The sequence below is a fragment of the Bradyrhizobium macuxiense genome (assembly GCF_001542415.1).
Lineage (GTDB): Bacteria > Pseudomonadota > Alphaproteobacteria > Rhizobiales > Xanthobacteraceae > Bradyrhizobium > Bradyrhizobium macuxiense.
The window spans coordinates 86,585-101,807 of the sequence record NZ_LNCU01000098.1 but is presented as its reverse complement, the minus strand read 5'-3'; the positions used below and the strand labels follow the sequence as shown (position 1 = coordinate 101,807).

Annotated in this window: 17 protein-coding genes and 1 pseudogene; 6 read left to right on the top strand and 12 right to left on the bottom strand. The window is 60.9% G+C overall.

From position 1 onward, the window contains the following. The first annotated feature begins 111 nt into the window (after window positions 1–111). Window positions 112–909 carry a type IV toxin-antitoxin system AbiEi family antitoxin domain-containing protein gene (locus AS156_RS29620; RefSeq protein WP_066512177.1) on the top strand — a complete coding sequence of 266 codons (798 nt, stop codon included), beginning with the start codon at window positions 112–114 and terminating at the stop codon, window positions 907–909. Next, on the top strand, window positions 896–1,816 hold the full coding sequence (locus AS156_RS29615) for a nucleotidyl transferase AbiEii/AbiGii toxin family protein (RefSeq protein WP_066512175.1): 921 nt from the start codon (window positions 896–898) through the stop codon (window positions 1,814–1,816). Before AS156_RS29620 ends, AS156_RS29615 begins: the two co-directional genes overlap by 14 nt. Window positions 1,817–2,437: 621 nt before the next feature. Here AS156_RS29615 and AS156_RS41315 read toward each other — a convergent pair. Further along, entirely contained in the window at window positions 2,438–2,632 is a 195-nt protein-coding gene (locus tag AS156_RS41315; protein ID WP_245313136.1) for a LexA family protein, read from the bottom strand. Between the two features lie 113 nt (window positions 2,633–2,745). On the opposite strand from AS156_RS41315, the pseudogene AS156_RS29605 reads away from it, so the two are divergent. Continuing rightward, window positions 2,746–3,866: pseudogene (locus AS156_RS29605) on the top strand (IS630 family transposase). Here the strand turns inward: AS156_RS29605 and AS156_RS46125 are convergent. The 7 genes from AS156_RS46125 to AS156_RS45090 form a co-directional block, all read right to left on the bottom strand. Further along, on the bottom strand, window positions 3,833–4,093 hold the full coding sequence (locus tag AS156_RS46125) for a CopD family protein (protein WP_082747801.1): 261 nt from the start codon (window positions 4,091–4,093) through the stop codon (window positions 3,833–3,835). The pseudogene AS156_RS29605 and the gene AS156_RS46125 sit on opposite strands and share 34 nt — an antisense overlap. Window positions 4,094–4,271: 178 nt before the next feature. Next, window positions 4,272–4,496: a hypothetical protein gene (locus AS156_RS29600; RefSeq protein ID WP_066512369.1), complete on the bottom strand. Its 225-nt coding sequence runs from the start codon at window positions 4,494–4,496 to the stop codon at window positions 4,272–4,274. A gap of 535 nt (window positions 4,497–5,031) precedes the next feature. Then, complete coding sequence (locus AS156_RS29595; protein ID WP_066512170.1) at window positions 5,032–5,247, bottom strand: hypothetical protein; 216 nt, start codon at window positions 5,245–5,247, stop codon at window positions 5,032–5,034. 371 nt (window positions 5,248–5,618) lie between these two features. Continuing rightward, entirely contained in the window at window positions 5,619–5,852 is a 234-nt protein-coding gene (locus AS156_RS29585; RefSeq protein WP_066512167.1) for a hypothetical protein, read from the bottom strand. 25 nt (window positions 5,853–5,877) lie between these two features. Next, a complete protein-coding gene (locus tag AS156_RS29580; protein WP_066512164.1) occupies window positions 5,878–6,282 on the bottom strand; it encodes a hypothetical protein in 405 nt (134 codons plus the stop codon). Between the two features lie 389 nt (window positions 6,283–6,671). Further along, window positions 6,672–6,944, bottom strand: coding sequence for a site-specific integrase (locus AS156_RS45095; RefSeq protein ID WP_245313128.1), 273 nt, complete (start codon window positions 6,942–6,944; stop codon window positions 6,672–6,674). After that, window positions 6,880–7,119 carry a hypothetical protein gene (locus AS156_RS45090; protein ID WP_066512160.1) on the bottom strand — a complete coding sequence of 80 codons (240 nt, stop codon included), beginning with the start codon at window positions 7,117–7,119 and terminating at the stop codon, window positions 6,880–6,882. Before AS156_RS45090 ends, AS156_RS45095 begins: the two co-directional genes overlap by 65 nt. Here AS156_RS45090 and AS156_RS45085 point away from each other — a divergent pair. Beyond that, window positions 7,118–7,399: a hypothetical protein gene (locus AS156_RS45085; RefSeq protein WP_066512158.1), complete on the top strand. Its 282-nt coding sequence runs from the start codon at window positions 7,118–7,120 to the stop codon at window positions 7,397–7,399. The genes AS156_RS45090 and AS156_RS45085 overlap by 2 nt on opposite strands. A gap of 745 nt (window positions 7,400–8,144) precedes the next feature. Here AS156_RS45085 and AS156_RS29560 read toward each other — a convergent pair. Further along, window positions 8,145–8,939 (bottom strand): class II aldolase/adducin family protein, encoded by a 795-nt coding sequence (locus AS156_RS29560; RefSeq protein ID WP_066512156.1) that lies wholly within the window; start codon window positions 8,937–8,939, stop codon window positions 8,145–8,147. A 186-nt stretch (window positions 8,940–9,125) separates the two neighbouring features. On the opposite strand from AS156_RS29560, the gene AS156_RS29555 reads away from it, so the two are divergent. Together AS156_RS29555 and AS156_RS29550 are read left to right on the top strand one after the other, a co-directional pair. Beyond that, window positions 9,126–10,613 carry a M81 family metallopeptidase gene (locus tag AS156_RS29555; protein ID WP_066512154.1) on the top strand — a complete coding sequence of 496 codons (1,488 nt, stop codon included), beginning with the start codon at window positions 9,126–9,128 and terminating at the stop codon, window positions 10,611–10,613. Window positions 10,614–10,619: 6 nt separating this feature from the next. After that, the gene (locus AS156_RS29550; RefSeq protein WP_066512142.1) at window positions 10,620–11,630 is read left to right on the top strand and encodes a glutathione S-transferase N-terminal domain-containing protein; all 1,011 of its coding nucleotides are present in this window, start codon (window positions 10,620–10,622) and stop codon (window positions 11,628–11,630) included. A gap of 3 nt (window positions 11,631–11,633) precedes the next feature. Here AS156_RS29550 and AS156_RS29545 read toward each other — a convergent pair whose 3' ends face one another. From AS156_RS29545 to AS156_RS29535, 3 genes are all read right to left on the bottom strand, one after another. Next, window positions 11,634–11,906 carry a hypothetical protein gene (locus tag AS156_RS29545; RefSeq protein ID WP_066512141.1) on the bottom strand — a complete coding sequence of 91 codons (273 nt, stop codon included), beginning with the start codon at window positions 11,904–11,906 and terminating at the stop codon, window positions 11,634–11,636. A 183-nt stretch (window positions 11,907–12,089) separates the two neighbouring features. Then, on the bottom strand, window positions 12,090–12,719 hold the full coding sequence (locus AS156_RS29540) for a 2-hydroxychromene-2-carboxylate isomerase (protein ID WP_066512140.1): 630 nt from the start codon (window positions 12,717–12,719) through the stop codon (window positions 12,090–12,092). A 509-nt stretch (window positions 12,720–13,228) separates the two neighbouring features. After that, window positions 13,229–15,151, bottom strand: a complete 1,923-nt coding sequence (locus AS156_RS29535; RefSeq protein ID WP_066512138.1) for a flavin-containing monooxygenase — start codon at window positions 15,149–15,151, stop codon at window positions 13,229–13,231. Between the last annotated feature and the right edge of the window lie 72 nt (window positions 15,152–15,223).

The following is a 15,223-nucleotide window of genomic DNA, read 5'->3' as shown; positions in this document are numbered from 1 at the left end:
TCAATTTCGGATTTCGAGTTTGTTTTGTGATGATTTTACTTAGTCTAGTTACGGAAAATGGGTGTTTTTTAAACCTTGAGCTTGGTTTGAGAAAGTGCCAATTTACCCAGTATGGCTGAGCAAAGGGACAGAAAGCTAAACAAGCTCGAAAGGACTCTGCCGCAGGGACTTCTGGTCGATGCCGCCTGGATGGAACGGCATGGATATTCCACCAGCCTGCGCAGCCAATACGTATCGGCCGGCTGGCTGGTTCAGCCGGCGCGGGGAACCTTCAAACGCCCGCTCGGCAAACTCTCCTGGCAAAGTGTCGTCGTTTCACTTCAGCGACTGCTCGGCTCAGATCTCGTCGTCGGGGGACGTACCGCGATCGAGGCGCAAGGCTTCAGTCACTACCTGAGCCAGACGGGTCCTTCGACTATACATCTATACGGAACGCGGCCTGCTCCCGGCTGGCTCGGCAAACTCCCGCTCAAACAGAAATTCCGCGTTCACCGCGCGCAAAGCCTATTCACAACGCACGGGAGCCTGCCCGAATCAAAGTCGGGTACGACGCGGGAAATACCGGGACCATTCGACTGGCCTCTTACGGTATCAACGCCCGAACGTGCGTTCCTCGAACTGCTCGACGAATTGCCCCGCCACGAAAGCTTCCATCAGGTCGATGCACTGGCGGAAGGCTTGAGGAGCCTGAGTCCCCGGCGGCTCCAAACGCTTCTGAACGACTGCAAAAGCGTCAAGGTCAAACGATTGTTCTTCTGGTTCTCGGAGCGGCATCAGCACGCCTGGCTCAAACAGATCGACAAGTCGAAAGTCAATCTCGGCACGGGAAAGCGCATGCTCGTTAAGGGCGGCAAACTCGACACCAAATACCTCATAACCATCCCAGACGACCTCAATGCCCCTGTCTGAAAAATTTCGGCATCAAGTGGCCTTGTTGCTCGAGACGATTCCGTTCGTCGCGACGGAGCCCGATTTTGCGCTCAAAGGCGGCACCGCCATCAATCTCTTCCACCGCGACATGCCGCGCCTGTCGGTCGATATTGACCTGACCTATCTGCCGGTAGCTCCGCGCCCCGAATCTCTTGCCACGATCGATGCAGCGATGAAGCGCGTGGCAGCGGCCATCAGGAAAGGATTGCCGGGCGCGCGGGTGACGGAAGTCGTCAACACTCGTGAAAAGATCGTCACCAAGCTGACTATCCAGAAAGGCGACGCGCAGATCAAGATCGAGGTCACGCCGGTGATCAGGGGCCGCGTCTTCGAGCCGGAGCTGCGCGATGTCTCGCCTGGCGTCGAAGAAACGTTCGGCTTCGCACAGATGAAAGTTGTTTCGTTCGCCGATCTATACGCCGGCAAGCTCGTCGCGGCTCTCGACCGGCAGCATCCGCGCGACCTCTTCGATGTCCGCGATCTGCTCGCCAACGAAGGCATCACGGACGATCTCCGCAAGGCGTTCATCGTCTACCTCATCAGCCATGACAGGTCGATTTCCGAGGTCGTGGTTCCTCGTCGCAAGGACATCCAGCACGAATTCACACACGGCTTTGAAGGCATGATCGCCGATGAAGTAAGCCTGGACGAGTTGCTCGAAGCCCGGGAAACGCTGATCGCCGAACTCGCTGGAAAAATGCCGCAGGCTCATAAGGATTTCCTCATAGGGTTCAAGCGCGGCGAGCCGGACTGGAGCCTGCTGGGCCTCCTTGGAGCGGCGGACCTGCCAGCGGTGCGCTGGAAGCAGATCAATCTGGACAAGCTTCCTGCCGAGCAAAGGGCGAAGCTCGTTGCGCAGCTCGAGGAAGTCTTGCGCAATGCCTGAGGTCGGAGGAGGGGATCTCTGTCGAGCGCGCGCGGGCTAACTTGTTCAGACGACATCTCGAGTGAGTACTCCGCCACCCAGCGAGAGCGGAGCTTGCGGGCTTCAGCTCAGCCACCTATCGGGAGCCTCACCTCGACGGTGTCGTTGCCTGCATAAAATTTCTGAATCGTTATCGATGCGATGCTCGTCGATAAGACCTTTGGCAGCCTAGTCAATCCGGCGCGCATCGGTGCGGCCAGTCATTCGCTCGGTGGCTATACTGTCCTTGCGGATGCTGGCGGCAGCAGCAATCCGGAACGCTGCAAGTGTTCTGCCGCTCGCCCGCTGCCGACGCCTCATGCAAACCGCCGCCGCCCGCTGCCGTCATGCGCCGGGAGACCCTTAGCGCGTATGGGCGTCGACCCGGATTTCCGGCAACGCTACAGCGAGGCCGGCAAGTCCTATCGTGACGAACGCATTCGCGTCGCCTTCGCCATGGCGCCCGGGCCAGGCCCAATCTTCGCACGGGACAGCTTTGAGAAAATCTCGCTTCCCGTCGCGATCGTTGCCGGACGCGCCGACGAAATCATCCCGACGGCTGCCGCTGCCGAGGCGTTCGCTAGTCGTTCATCACAGTGGTTTTTAGGTTTTGATACCGAGCCATTCGAGGATCGGCAAGTTTTCGGGTGGCAGGAGAATCTCGATGCTTCGGGGAACGCCTTTCTGACGGCGAATGAAACCGTTTCGTTCGAGGGTGACGATCATCTGGTGGACTGAGGGCGGACTGACGCGAAAATGGCGCTGAATGTCGGCTTCAGCGGGCGGCTGTCCGAACATGTACGAATAGGTGTGGATGAAAGCGAGGTAGTGACCCTGCTTCTCGGTGAGGCGCGCGCCTGATTTTTGACTCATCGCTGGATTCGTCCCGGCCTCCGACCAGGAGGCAAAGCATGAATGTACGTTATCGGGTCGAATTGAGCCAAGGCGAGCGCGACGAACTGACGGCGATGCTCGGCGGCGGCAAGCAAGTCGCCCGCAAGCTCAAGCGGGCGCAGATTTTGCTGGCGGCCGCTGGGGCCCGCCGCGACGCCCGGACCGTGAGTGTCAGCCTCTCCACCATCGGCCGGACCAAGCGCCGCTTCGTGGAAGGCAATCTGGAGCGGGCCTTGAGCGAAGAGCCGCGTCCGGGCGCAGAGCGTAAGCTAACCGGCAAGGAAGAGGCCCTGCTGGTCGCGACCGCATGCGCCAAGCCACCTGCCGGCCGCGAACGCTGGACGCTGACGCTGCTGGCCGACACGATGGTCAAGCTCACCGATCACGACAGCCTGTCGGGCGAGACCGTGCGTCGCCGGCTGGCCGAGAACGACCTCAAGCCATGGCGCAGGGACATGTGGTGCATTCCCCATGTCGACGGCGAACACGTCGCCCGCATGGAGGACGTGCTCGACCTCTACGCCGAGACGCCGGATCCCGCCCGGCCACTGGTCTGCTTCGACGAGACCCCCGTCCAGCTGATCGGCGAGGTGCGCCAGCCAATCCCGGCTCAACCGGGACAGCGCGAGCGCTACGATTACGAGTATCGCCGCAGCGGCACCGTCAATCTCTTCGTCACCTTCGATCCGTATCGGGGCTGGCGTGACGTCAAGGTCACCGACCGCCGCACAGCCGTGGACTACGCCCACTGCATGCGTGAGCTCGTCAACGTCCATTATCCCGGCGCCACCTGCATCCGTGTCGTGCAGGACAATTTGTCGATCCATAAGCCCGGGGCGCTGTATGAGGCCTTCGCGCCCGCCGAGGCCCGACGCATCCTGCGCCGCCTCGAATTCCACCACACCCCGAAGCACGCCAGTTGGCTCAACATGGTCGAGTGCGAGATCAGCGTGCTTCAGCGCCAGCGTCTCGGCCGCCGCATCGACGACCCCGACAGGCTTCGAAACCAGATCGCAGCATGACAACGGCAGCCAAATAAAACCCCAGCCCGCATCAAATGGATGTTCACAACCGACATGCCCGCGCCGAACTCGGCCGCGCCTATCAAGCTGTCCACAAAGAGTCAAAATCACCGTGATAAACCACTAGGACGGTTTCAATCGCGCTGTTCCGGGCGAACTGACCAAGCGATTTTGATTGAGCACCTTTGGAGCACCCGATCGCAAGTCGCGGCGTCAGATGGAATCGGTTGACCGCCACAAATGCAAGCATCATGGCGAAAACGCCGAGTTTCAGGATCAGGACACGTCCATCTGACCGCCTCGCCCACTGTGACGAACGGTGCGTCCCGCGACGATTGCGCATGGTAGAATACCAATCCGCATCGCATGATGGAGCGCGAGGTGACTGATCCGCTCGCGCAAAGACTCATGCACGATATCGTTGCTGAACTGGAGGCCGCGCTGCGAAGCCCCAGCGGCAACGCACGCTCGGCCTGAGCGCCGGCAGTTCTTCGGGCGGTGAACTTGAGAGACGGCTTCGGCTATGCAGCCTTGTTCGACGTGAGTTCCGACACAGCCGCTTGCCCGGCTTCGGTGAGGCCGCCAAGCGTTCGATCGCCGCCTTCCGCGCACTTGATAATCCGGCGGGCGATGTAACGGCGGGCGTTATAGTCGTCGGTGCCCTTTGGCAGATGCTCACAGGCCCTTTCCAGTGCGACTTCCATGTTGGCAAAAGTCCGGCTGTCAAACCGATCCGCAGTGAGCATGAGCAACCTCCCTAAGCAGCTATTTCGGTAGAAAAAGGGCTCGGCGGAAAGCAATACGCTAACTGGGCTTGGGCGCGCCGTCGATAGCCAAATGATTGCGCAAGAACAGATTGCGCGGCGTCCGCCCAGAGCGGGGCAATATTACCGACGGTATTGTTACGGCTTAAATAATCGATCTGGACCCATTCCGTCGGACGTAAGATCGCAGCCTACTTCCAATCGAAGGGAGAGACGCTATGCCGTCGCCCGTATGCATTGCCTGTAACACGGAACGGATACTCGTCGCCGTCGCGGCTCTGACCAAAGATTACGACGTTCGGTCATTTGAATGTCCGATCTGCTTTTCCACCCTGCAACTGGTGGCGCGACGGGAACCAATGTGGGACCGAGTGGCAGGACACGCCTGAGCGCGCCGCCCGTATTCGCCCGGGATGGAAGTTCACTTCGCGCCGCAGCATATTCGCGTTGTTCATCAAGCTCATACTTCCTCTCGCCCGGCCGTCTTAATTGGCGGCCGGGCCTTTGCATATGGTCGTCACGCGCTTTGATCGGCAGTGCAGTTCTTCTTGAGATCGCTGAGCCTACGCACGTAGTAGCGTTGGCTCTGAACCGCCTGCCTGATCTCTTCGCTGGTCCGGATGACCCTCTTCTTGCTCTTTCGCCATTTCCCTTGCGCACTATCGGCCGGCAAAGGAAACCCCTTTCTCACGACGAGCAGATCACGCCTGACGTTGAAATAGACCTCGACCATGTGATGTCCCAAACGATTCAAAATATTCACTCAGAGCAAAGCGCGGCTCGCACAAATGCTGCAATCCGTTCCTTGGCGACAGCCTGTGAATATTGAGGAAAAGCGCGGCCCGCGCCATCCGCGAACGACGTTTTCTGTTTCGAGGTTGTTCGCATGCCGCATCCAACGACCAACGATTATCTCGATGAGTATGAGGGGGAGCTAGACGAGATCGTCGCCGCCTGTGATGGCGATCCACGCAGCACTCTCAGGGCTCTCATGCTTGTCAACGAGCAGTTGGAGCACATCCTAAACTGCTTGAACGCGGAACGGGTCAAGCACGCATCCCGGCATCGAAGGCAGACGTTGCACTAGTTGATTGGACACGCGTGTCATATTGCCTGCCCAACGGCGGTCAGCCTTAGGAATGTCCCGCCGCCATCAGGGTCCTCAATCCAACCGAAACTTTCTGCAAACTTGAGCGCGGCGGTGAGATCATCACACTTCGCACCGTCTTTGCTCCAAACGGCAATAATCGCTTCTCGATGGACGATCTGTCCCATGCAAATCCCAGCAGCCTTCATCACCTCGATCAACTTGAGGCCGTGCTTCTCGATATCATCCAATGTCGTCGTCCTCGTGCGCAGACCATCAACGGGAGCGCTTCGGTAGTTTCGGCAGTCTGCTGAGATTGAACGGTGGCAAGGGTGCGGTCGGTCCTGGCGTGGGCGATACGCCGTCGCTCAGAATGAGAGTGCCTTCAAGGAGCACTCCCGGCATCTGATCAGCCGTTCCTACGTAAGTGCCTATGTTCGCGGGGCACGTTCCCTCAAGCCGTAGGGTCAGATCATCCACGCCAAAAACTGTTGCATGGCCTTCGGTGTGCCGCTTGAGCGTCACGATCGCGGTGAACCGATCGCCATCGACCTCGCAAGAGCCGCTGTAAGACATAATGCTGTCACGGCCCCAGATTTTCCCATCCGCGACATGGGCTATGCCTGTGCCTTCGCCCAATGGGGTCTTGAACCAAGCCGCATAAGTTCCGTTTTTGAGCATGGGAGGAACTGCCACCTAATTTCAGCGCCGCCCAATGATGAACGTCACGCACGTAAGATTGGGTTAATCAGGCGCCGATGGATCGGCTGGTGCGCGCCGGACATTTAATGGAACCTATGTGGGGCCCGGAACGAGGAAGCGCGCTTAGTGTTCATAGGTGGGGCCAGACAGGGTTCTTGTCCAATGAATGAAGCAACATTGTTCATGATGGGCGTAGCGTGTTTGGCACTATGGGCGGCGATCGTCGCGGTCCATGACATAACGGCGGCATGGAAGCGAATGCGGCTTCGCCGCCGGGATAGCTGACATAACCTTTCGAGAGCCCGACCTAGAAGTCGGGCCCCATGGTCTATATGAACACCGTTGATGGGTCGATGAACGGTCGTAGGTTAGGCGACCAGCTGCAATTCGGACCCTGCTGGCGTGATCATAATCCGCCGCAACTCGGCCGCGACGCCGATGAGCACCTTGCGCTTCTCTGTCATCCGCTTTGAGTGATTGTAGACCTTGCCCGTGACGGTGGACACGATCTGGTCCTGCTTCTTGCTCGCGGCATGATCAAGGCACTTCGCGATCCACGCGTCGTCAAAGCCGAGATCACAGGCCAAAGTCGCCGCTGTCCGGCGCAGATCGTGCGGCGTAGACGGCTTGAGACCGGGCAACGCGGCCTGACGCGGCGCGGCGCATGAGGGGGGCATTGGCGATCGATACGCCGACCTTGCCGGCAACGATGTCGTTCGAGAGGCTGGCGATATTGTGCTTGATGACCTCGCCGGCGAGCTCCCTGCCGAGCCGGGGCTGATGAAACGCCGCAGATGGCTGGCGACGTTCTCCCATGTCTCGATCCGGGGCCGCATCTCGCCGTCCGGCTTGCGGACCGGCGCTCCTCGATGATCTCGTCGACGGTCTTGCCCCGTTTGGCCTTCGCCGCCTTCTGCTCGCGGAAGGTCTCGGCCAGCGCCTCGCCGCCAATGGCCTTGAGGCCGTAGACCTTGCTGCGGGCATCTTCGACGGTGAAGGTCTCGGGGTTATAGGTACCGAGCCATCCGGTGCGCTGCTTGCCGGTCTGCCGATCGATGAACTTGAAGGAAAAAGGTCGCAACGCCAGCCCTGGTGATGCTGACGTAGAGGCCCGGGCATTCGCGATCGTAAATCTTGACCCGCTTGGCGACGCGCTTTTGGCACATGCGATCGGTCAGGATGACGCTGCCATTGCGGCCGCGCTTGCCTGTGGGTTGAGTGGTTGTGGTAGTATCCATTACGGTTTCAGGCTTCCAAAGGGTTTGGACCATGGGCTCGGGCTTGGGCCTCTCAGTCTCCGTGGAAGGGTTGAGAGAGGCTTGGGCCGGGCCCTAGATTTGACGAAACCCGCCGAAGCAGCCGAGGCAAGCCCTCTTGCTGATGACGATGACAAAAGAGCCCAGTCTCACCGGGGAGCACGTATAAGCCGTAACCCATCGCGCAGGGAAAGCCGGGTTTGCTCCGGTTACACCTGTGGTCCTACCCCTGTGCTTTTTTCATTGCACCGGGCCCATGGGTGCGATCAGCACCCGGCTTTCCCTGCGCCCTCTGCTCTCAGAGTGGCGAAACGAGATGAAGAGCTCAGGCAAATCACGTCGCGAGAATTGCGAAGCTGGTCCCCACACACATCTGTCATCGCCCGGCTCGGCCGGGCGATGCAGTACGCCGCGGCCTCTCGGCTCAAGCGTCGGCGCCTCTGGAATACTGAATCACCCGCATGCGCGCGTGATGACACCCGAGATGAACTATTCCGATGTCGAATCCCAGCAAAGGAAATGTCGTTCTTGCTTGCGCAGGGACGACATCGTTGCTGGGGCGACGAACGAGGATGGCCTCGCGCCTCAGTCCCGATATGACGGATCCGCGCGGTCGAGTTTGCGCAGCAGAGCGGGCCAGGCGAGTTCGCCGTTGCGTGCGGCACGGCCGGGCTTCGGCAGCATCCGCTCATAGGTGTCTTCGAGGGTGTTTTGCGGCGGGTAGGTCAGCTTGGTGTTGCAGGACAACGCCATCACCTGGGTCTGGCAGGCGCGCTCCAGGCGGAACAGCACGTTGAATGCGGCGGGGACGGTCTGGCCGACCACCAGCAGGCCGTGGTTGCGCAGGATCATCGCCTCGTTGTCGCCGAGGTCGCGCACCAGCCGCTCGCGCTCGTCGACATTGTCGGCGATGCCTTCGAAGTCGTGATAGGCGATGTGCAGGAAACGCATCGAGGTCTGCGCGATCGGCAGCAGGCCGCATTCCATCGCCGAGACCGCCATGCCGGCCGGTGTGTGGGTGTGCGCGACGCAGTCGATGTCGTGCTTGGCCAGGTGGATCGCGCTGTGAATGACGAAGCCCGCGACATTGACGTCATAGTCGGAGGCGTTGAACAGCGTGTTGCCCTGGACGTCGACCTTGATCAGCGAGGAGGCGTCGATCTCCTCATAAAGCATGCCGTAGGGATTGATCAGGAACTGGTCGGTGGTGCCGGGAACGCGGCAGGAGATGTGGTTGGCGATCATCTCCGTCATGCCGTACATCGCCGTCAGCCGGTAGCAGGCGGCGAGATCGACACGGGCCTGCCATTCCTCCGCGCTCACTTGATCGCGAACCGATTTGACGACCTTGATCGCGGGCGCGTTGACGGGCGGATTCATGGCGTTCTCTCCTGGATGTCGGGCGGACTGGGGACGAATTGTTGACCGCGAAGATAGCAGAATTCGCAAGCCGGCAAGGCGCAGCTCGTCAGCTTATTTGCAGGTCTGGCGGGCAAAATCCGAATGCGGCATTGGCGCGCAGGCACTTCGATGCCACACTGCGGAAAAAGAGTGAGGCGCATGAAAATGAGTGATCGCAAGATCCGTATCGCCGTCCTGCAATTTGCCCACGAAACCGTCTCGTTCCTGCCGAACGAGACCAAGCTCGACGATTTCATCTATCCGGGCTCGCCGGCCAAGGGCGAGGCGCTGCTGCGCTCCGATCCGAGGAACTACATGGGCGGCTTCGTAAAGGCGGCGCGGGAGTTTTCCGAGGTCGAACTGGTCGGCATCGAATCCCCGCTTTGGCCGAAGACGGGCACCGGATCGGGCTGGATCACCCAGGAGGCTTACCGGACTTTTGTCGGCAGGATGATCGCCGGGCTCAAGGCAGAGGGGCCCTTTGACGGCGTCTATCTGTCCTTGCACGGCGCGATGGCTGTGCGCGACGTACCGCGTCCGGAAGCCGACCTGGCGCGGCAGGTTCGGGAGGTGGTCGGGCGCGGTGCCTTCATCGCCGCGACCTTCGACCTGCATGGCAACGAGGACGAGGCGTTCCTCGCGCAGGCCGACATGGCGTTCACGGTCAAATATTTCCCGCACTATGACGGCTATCTGCAGGGCGAGCGGGCCGCGCGCATGCTGGTCCGCGCGATCCGCGGCGACTACAAGCCGGCGCACAAGACCATCAAGATTCCCGTGATCTCGCCGACCGTGCTGCAATGGACCGGGGCGCGGCCGTGGATGGATCTCGTGCAGCGCGCGCTGGTGTGGGAAGCCCGCGAGGTCGATGTCTACATCAACATCTTCTTCGGCTTTCCGTTTGCTGACGTGCCCGATGTCGGCATGACTGTTCACGTGCTGACAAATGACAAGCCAGAACTCGCCGACCAGGTTGCGCGCGATCTCGCCGGCACGATCTGGCGGCTGCGTGAGGCCTTGCTGCAATCAACCAAACTGCACAGCATTGCCGAGGGTGTCGCATTGGCAAAGCAAGCCGTTGCAGACGGCAATACACCGGTGGTACTGGCGGATCACAGCGACCGTTCGGGATCGGCGACCTGGCTGCTGCGTGAGATCGTAGCGCAGGATCTCGCCAACACGCTGATCGCCACTATTGCCGATGCCAAGGCGACCGCAAGCCTGAAGGCTGCCGGCGCCAAGGCCGGCGATGCCTTCGACATGGCGGTCGGCGGTCTCGTCGACGAGTCGGCGGGAGCGCCGGTGTGGGTCCAGGGGACGATCATGGCCGCGGTCGAGGGACATGGGCAATTCTGGATCTGCGTGCGTTTCGGCCGTAACAATGTCCTGATCCTCTCCACCTATCTGGTGCAGATCATGGAGCCGTTCTCGCTGAAGGCACTCGGCCTCGACATCGCGGCATTCGACGTGATGGCAATCAAGTCGCGAGTGCATTTCCGGCGCGGCTTCGACGACAACGGCTTCGCCAAGACGATCCTGCTGGTCGAGCCCGAGCAGCCGTTCCTCGGCACGACGCGGCTCGACAAGTTACCCTACAGAAACGTTGATCTTGCGAAGTTTTATCCGTACGGCAATCCAGCATTTTCGGTGTGATCCATCATGACTGACAGCCGCTATCGCCTGATCGGATCCACCGCGTCGCCCTACGCGATCAAGCTGCGGGCGCTGATGCGCTACCGGCGGATACCGCACGACTGGGTCATCATGACCAAGGCGTTGCGCGAGGCGACCGCGCATCTGAAGCCGATGCTGATCCCGGTGCTGCAGTATCCCGACGGCAGCTATCGCGGCGAGACCACGACGCTAGCCTATGATCTCGAGGCGCGGCATCAGGGCCGTTCGGTGATTCCGGAGGACAGGGCTGTGGCCTTCGTTTGCGATCTGCTCGAGGACCTCGCCGACGAATGGGCAGTGAAGCCGCTGTTCCTCTATAGGTGGTGGGATCCGGAAGATCAGACCTACGTCTCGCGCTGGGCCGCCGAGGAATGGTCGACGTCGGAGGCCGAGACCGGAACCGCGCAGGAGATCGAGGAGTTTCGCGAGCGACAGATCTCGCGCATGGTCATTCTCGGCGCGACCGCCGAGAACAAGCCGCTGCTGGAGGAGAGTTATCGCCGCATCCTCGCAGCCTTCGAGCCGCATGTCGGCATGACGAAGTACATGTTCGGCAGCCGGCCGTCGCTGGCGGATTTCGCCTGGTTCGGACAGCTCAGCGAGATGGCAACCGATCCGACGCCGATGCGGATCATGCGGGAGCGGGCGCCCTTCACGGAGCATTGGGTGCGCAGGCTCGATGACGCCTCCGGTGCCGATGGCACTTGGTATCCGCGCGAACAGGCGCTGGGCGGGTTCGCCGAGGCGCTGTTGCGGATTGCCGGCGAACTCTATCTGCCGTTCCTGGCCGCCAATGCGGACGCTTTTGCGAAAGGGCTCGACCGGCTCGAGATCAAGGTCTGGGGCCTGCCTTACGCGCTGGCGCCGTTCAAATATCAGGTCAAGTGCCTGCAGCAGCTCCGCGTGAAGTTTGCTGCGCTCGACGGCGACGATCGCGCCGCCCTGAAGCCGGTGCTCGAACGCACCGGCTGCTGGGCCATCCTGAGTGGAGCCTGATGATCAACCCTTCGGAAAGTCCTTGCGCAGCGCGATCTCGGCCGCGTCAGCCGGAGACAGCACGTTGCTGTCGAACGCCGTCTGGCGCTCGGTCACGATGTTGTAGAGCGAAATCTGGTTGATCGGCTTGGCCAGCAGCAGCCGAATGCAGTCCGCCAGCGTTCCGTTGTAGACCAGGTAGGGCGTCTTGCTGGTCACGCGCTCGTTCCTGAGAGAAGGCCACTTCTTCAGGTCGGCCGGCGCATCATAGGCAATCGGGAGGCCTTCCTTGAACATAGCCGGATCCCGGTGGTCACATCTCCGGAAGGCTAGCAAAAGAGGGTAAACAGATTCGAAACGGTCAGGACCGTGCTTTCAATGACAACGATAAGCTACGATGTGCGACGTGTTTGCAGCGTCCCGGCAGTATTTGGATTTCGATCACCAGCATCGTTGCACGCGGTCAGTCAACGAATGAACCTACTTGCGGTGCCTGCTTCCGAGCGCGGTCGCGACTGTTTCCGGATGTTCGATCCGCTCGATCAGCATGTCGATGCGGTCGCCGCCCCAGAACAGCTCGCCGTTGAACACCATGCTCGGAACGCCGAACACGCCGAGTGCTTCGGCTTCGTCGATGATGCGGTCGTGCTCGGCGCGAGCGGGCCCGCGAACATAGGCCTCGAAATCATCGGCGGAGCCACCGATGGTGGAGATCACGCCGGCAATGTCAGAGAATTCATCGATCTCCAGCTCATGGTTCCAGAACCGCCGAAACACCGTATCGTGATAGGGCTGAAACAAGCCATGACGCTGAGCGAACAGCATCCCGGCGCTGGAGTAGAACGCGTCATAGATCCGGCGCGGGCCCTTCATGACGAGGCCTTGCGCGTTGGCGAAGCGCCGCGCGTCCATGTAGGAGTACCGCACCTTGCGCCAGAAATGCGGTGTGCGTTCCTCGACCGTGCCCATGAACTCGGGGATGCGCAGAGTATAGGGAAGCCATTCCAGCTCGACGCCGTATTTCTCCTCAAGCTCGAACAGTCGCTTGTTGGCGACATAGGCGTACGGACTCTTGTAGTCGGTGTAGATGCGCACCCGCGGCTTTTCCATCATCAATCCTCGCTTGCTCCGGACGATTGTTTCCGATCGAGAGCAGCGACGCAATGCGAGGTGGCGATCCGGTGGGGCAGCAGCGCAAACGAACGGGCCCCGGTGCATTCAAGCATCGCGGGGCCCTGCTACTTCGTTTTAGCGAAGGATATCTGGTACACACCAGTGATGGTTCGGGACCTAAAAGCGCTTGGCCTTTGCGCTCTTGTCCTGCGGATATGGTCAGATTGTCGGCGGCGCAATGTGGCTAGCAGCTGCTGATCGCCTCAACTTGCGCCGTTACCTTGCTGGTGAGCAAGGTCGCTGGCTTGTGCCGGTGGCGTCATGCTCCTCTCCAAGGGTGGGCCGACGGACATCTGTCCGCTTCTGCTGCGTGCCGGCTGATCATATAATCCGCCGTCAGTTCCTGCGATGCTGGGAGCGAGCGCTCCGCACCTCAACAGGTGCAGTGGCCGAAATGCTGCGGCAGATATCGCGGTCTGTCAAGTTACCGAGAAGGTCGATTCAGGTCAGGATTCCTGTCCGGCTTTGGTCTGACGATAGCGGCTGAAATCCGGATCGTGAGTCATTTTCCAGTAGTCGACGAACCGCCACGGCATCGCCGAGAACACGCGACCCTGTTTGTTGCGGTAGTAGGTTGTCATTCCCGGATGCGTCCAGATCAGTTGCTCATGCTCGGCGTCGACCTTGCTGATGTATTGATCATGCGCGTCAGGATGCACGTCGATCGCCGCGATGTCGTTCTCGATCATCTCGACCAGACACGCGGAGATGTAGCGGCTCTGACATTCGGACTGGAAGATCACGCTGCCGCCATGCGCGGGCCCTGTGTTCGGTCCGAGCATCAGGAAGAGATTGGGAAAGTCCGGCACGGTGAGGCCGAGATAGGCGGTCGGATTGTCGTCGCGCCAGACCTGCTTGAGATTCTTGCCATCGCGTCCGGCGACGTTCAGCCGCGCTGCCATTTCGGAGACCTTGAAGCCGGTCGAGATCACGACGATGTCGTGCTGGCGCAGCGTGCCGTCGGCGGTGACGATGCCTTCCTGTGCAAAGTGATCGATCTTGTCGGTGACGAGCTCGACGTTGGGCTTGGTCAGCGTCCTGAACCAGTTGTTGTCGAGCAGGATGCGCTTGCCGTAGGGCGGATAGGTTGGCACGCATTTCTCGATCAGGTCCGGACGGTCCTTCAATTCGGAGAGGATGAAGTCGGTCAGTTCCTGGCGGTGCCGGTCATTGCCCTTGTTGACGGCGCGATCCGGATGCGGCCACGCCGGGTCCTTGCGCAGGAACGGCAGCAGGCCGTCGCCATAGCGCCAGAACATATTGAAGCGGTACCACTGAACATAGAACGGCAAATGGGCGAGCAGCCACTGCGCGCCTTCGGTGATCGGATCAGAGTAGCCCTTCACCGGGCGCGCCCACTGCGCGGTGCGTTGATAAACGGTGACCGAGGCGACGCGATCGGCAATCGAAGGCACAAGCTGCATTGCGGTCGCGCCGGTGCCGATCACGGCGACATGCTTGCCGTCGAGCTTGATGTCGTCCGACCATCGCGCCGAATGGATCTTCAAGCCCTTGAAATCCTCGTCGCCCTTGAAGCGGGCCGGCGAGGGGTCGTTGAGCTGGCCGATCGCGCTGACCAGCGCGGTCGACTGGAAAGTCTCTTCGCCATTCGCTGTCTTGAGGGTCGAGATCCAGCACCGCTTGCCCTCATCCCAGCGCGCGGCGACGAGCTCGGTGTTGAGCCGGACATTCCGGCGGATGTCGTGTTCGCGCACGACCTTGAGCAGGTAGTCCAGCAGCTCTTGGCGCTGCGCGAAATAGCGCGTCCACGGATTGCGCGCGCCGAAGGAGAAGGAATAGGAGTGGTTCGGCGTATCGACGCCGCAGCCGGGATAGCGGTTGACGTACCAGGTGCCACCGATCTCGTCTTCCTTCTCGACGATGGTGTAGGGGATGCCGAGCCCTCCGAGCGCGACGCCGAGCGCAATCGCGCAGACACCGGCGCCGACGATCAGCACATGCTGCCGCGCCAGCGTCTCGTCGGAGGGGCGCTTGTGCCAGCGCGCCTCGCGGGGAACAAACCCCATCTCCTCCCGCATCAGCGGCGCGTATTCCGGTGTGACGTTTTCGCCGAGCGTCGCCCGCATCATCGTCAGCATCATCTCGTCGCCGGGGTCGGTGATGACGGGTTTCGGCGTGCCGTTCGCGAAGAGATTGAGCACCGCCGCGCGGATCTCGTCCTGGATCTCCTTCGGCACGCCGGCATCGGGATCGGGGATCAGGCGGACGTCGCGCTTCGGCTTGTAGGGCGGCTCCAGCCACTTCGTGTCGCCGGTCATGTGCACCAGCACCATCAGCAGCACGCGGATGTCGCCTTCAGCAATGGCGGAGGACAGATCGAGGGCCTTGCGCGGGAGTTCGATGTTCATGCGGTGCTGTCCTTAGCTCGCCGGCGTGTCCGGCAGGCCGCCATAGGCGGCCCAGGTGGTGCCGGCGATGTA

What these genes read in the sequence shown, in the direction of transcription:
- AS156_RS45085 (WP_066512158.1), top strand. Translation starts at nt 7,118, where the DNA reads ATGTCTCGATCCGGGGCCGCATCTCGCCGTCCGGCTTGCGGACCGGCG.
- AS156_RS29620 (WP_066512177.1), top strand. Translation starts at nt 112, where the DNA reads ATGGCTGAGCAAAGGGACAGAAAGCTAAACAAGCTCGAAAGGACTCTG.
- AS156_RS29595 (WP_066512170.1), bottom strand. Translation starts at nt 5,247, where the DNA reads ATGGTCGAGGTCTATTTCAACGTCAGGCGTGATCTGCTCGTCGTGAGA.
- AS156_RS29550 (WP_066512142.1), top strand. Translation starts at nt 10,620, where the DNA reads ATGACTGACAGCCGCTATCGCCTGATCGGATCCACCGCGTCGCCCTAC.
- AS156_RS29580 (WP_066512164.1), bottom strand. Translation starts at nt 6,282, where the DNA reads ATGCTCAAAAACGGAACTTATGCGGCTTGGTTCAAGACCCCATTGGGC.
- AS156_RS29545 (WP_066512141.1), bottom strand. Translation starts at nt 11,906, where the DNA reads ATGTTCAAGGAAGGCCTCCCGATTGCCTATGATGCGCCGGCCGACCTG.
- AS156_RS29560 (WP_066512156.1), bottom strand. Translation starts at nt 8,939, where the DNA reads ATGAATCCGCCCGTCAACGCGCCCGCGATCAAGGTCGTCAAATCGGTT.
- AS156_RS45090 (WP_066512160.1), bottom strand. Translation starts at nt 7,119, where the DNA reads ATGGGAGAACGTCGCCAGCCATCTGCGGCGTTTCATCAGCCCCGGCTC.
- AS156_RS46125 (WP_082747801.1), bottom strand. Translation starts at nt 4,093, where the DNA reads ATGCGCAATCGTCGCGGGACGCACCGTTCGTCACAGTGGGCGAGGCGG.
- AS156_RS29600 (WP_066512369.1), bottom strand. Translation starts at nt 4,496, where the DNA reads ATGCTCACTGCGGATCGGTTTGACAGCCGGACTTTTGCCAACATGGAA.
- AS156_RS29555 (WP_066512154.1), top strand. Translation starts at nt 9,126, where the DNA reads ATGAGTGATCGCAAGATCCGTATCGCCGTCCTGCAATTTGCCCACGAA.
- AS156_RS29540 (WP_066512140.1), bottom strand. Translation starts at nt 12,719, where the DNA reads ATGGAAAAGCCGCGGGTGCGCATCTACACCGACTACAAGAGTCCGTAC.
- AS156_RS29615 (WP_066512175.1), top strand. Translation starts at nt 896, where the DNA reads ATGCCCCTGTCTGAAAAATTTCGGCATCAAGTGGCCTTGTTGCTCGAG.
- AS156_RS41315 (WP_245313136.1), bottom strand. Translation starts at nt 2,632, where the DNA reads ATGTTCGGACAGCCGCCCGCTGAAGCCGACATTCAGCGCCATTTTCGC.
- AS156_RS29535 (WP_066512138.1), bottom strand. Translation starts at nt 15,151, where the DNA reads ATGAACATCGAACTCCCGCGCAAGGCCCTCGATCTGTCCTCCGCCATT.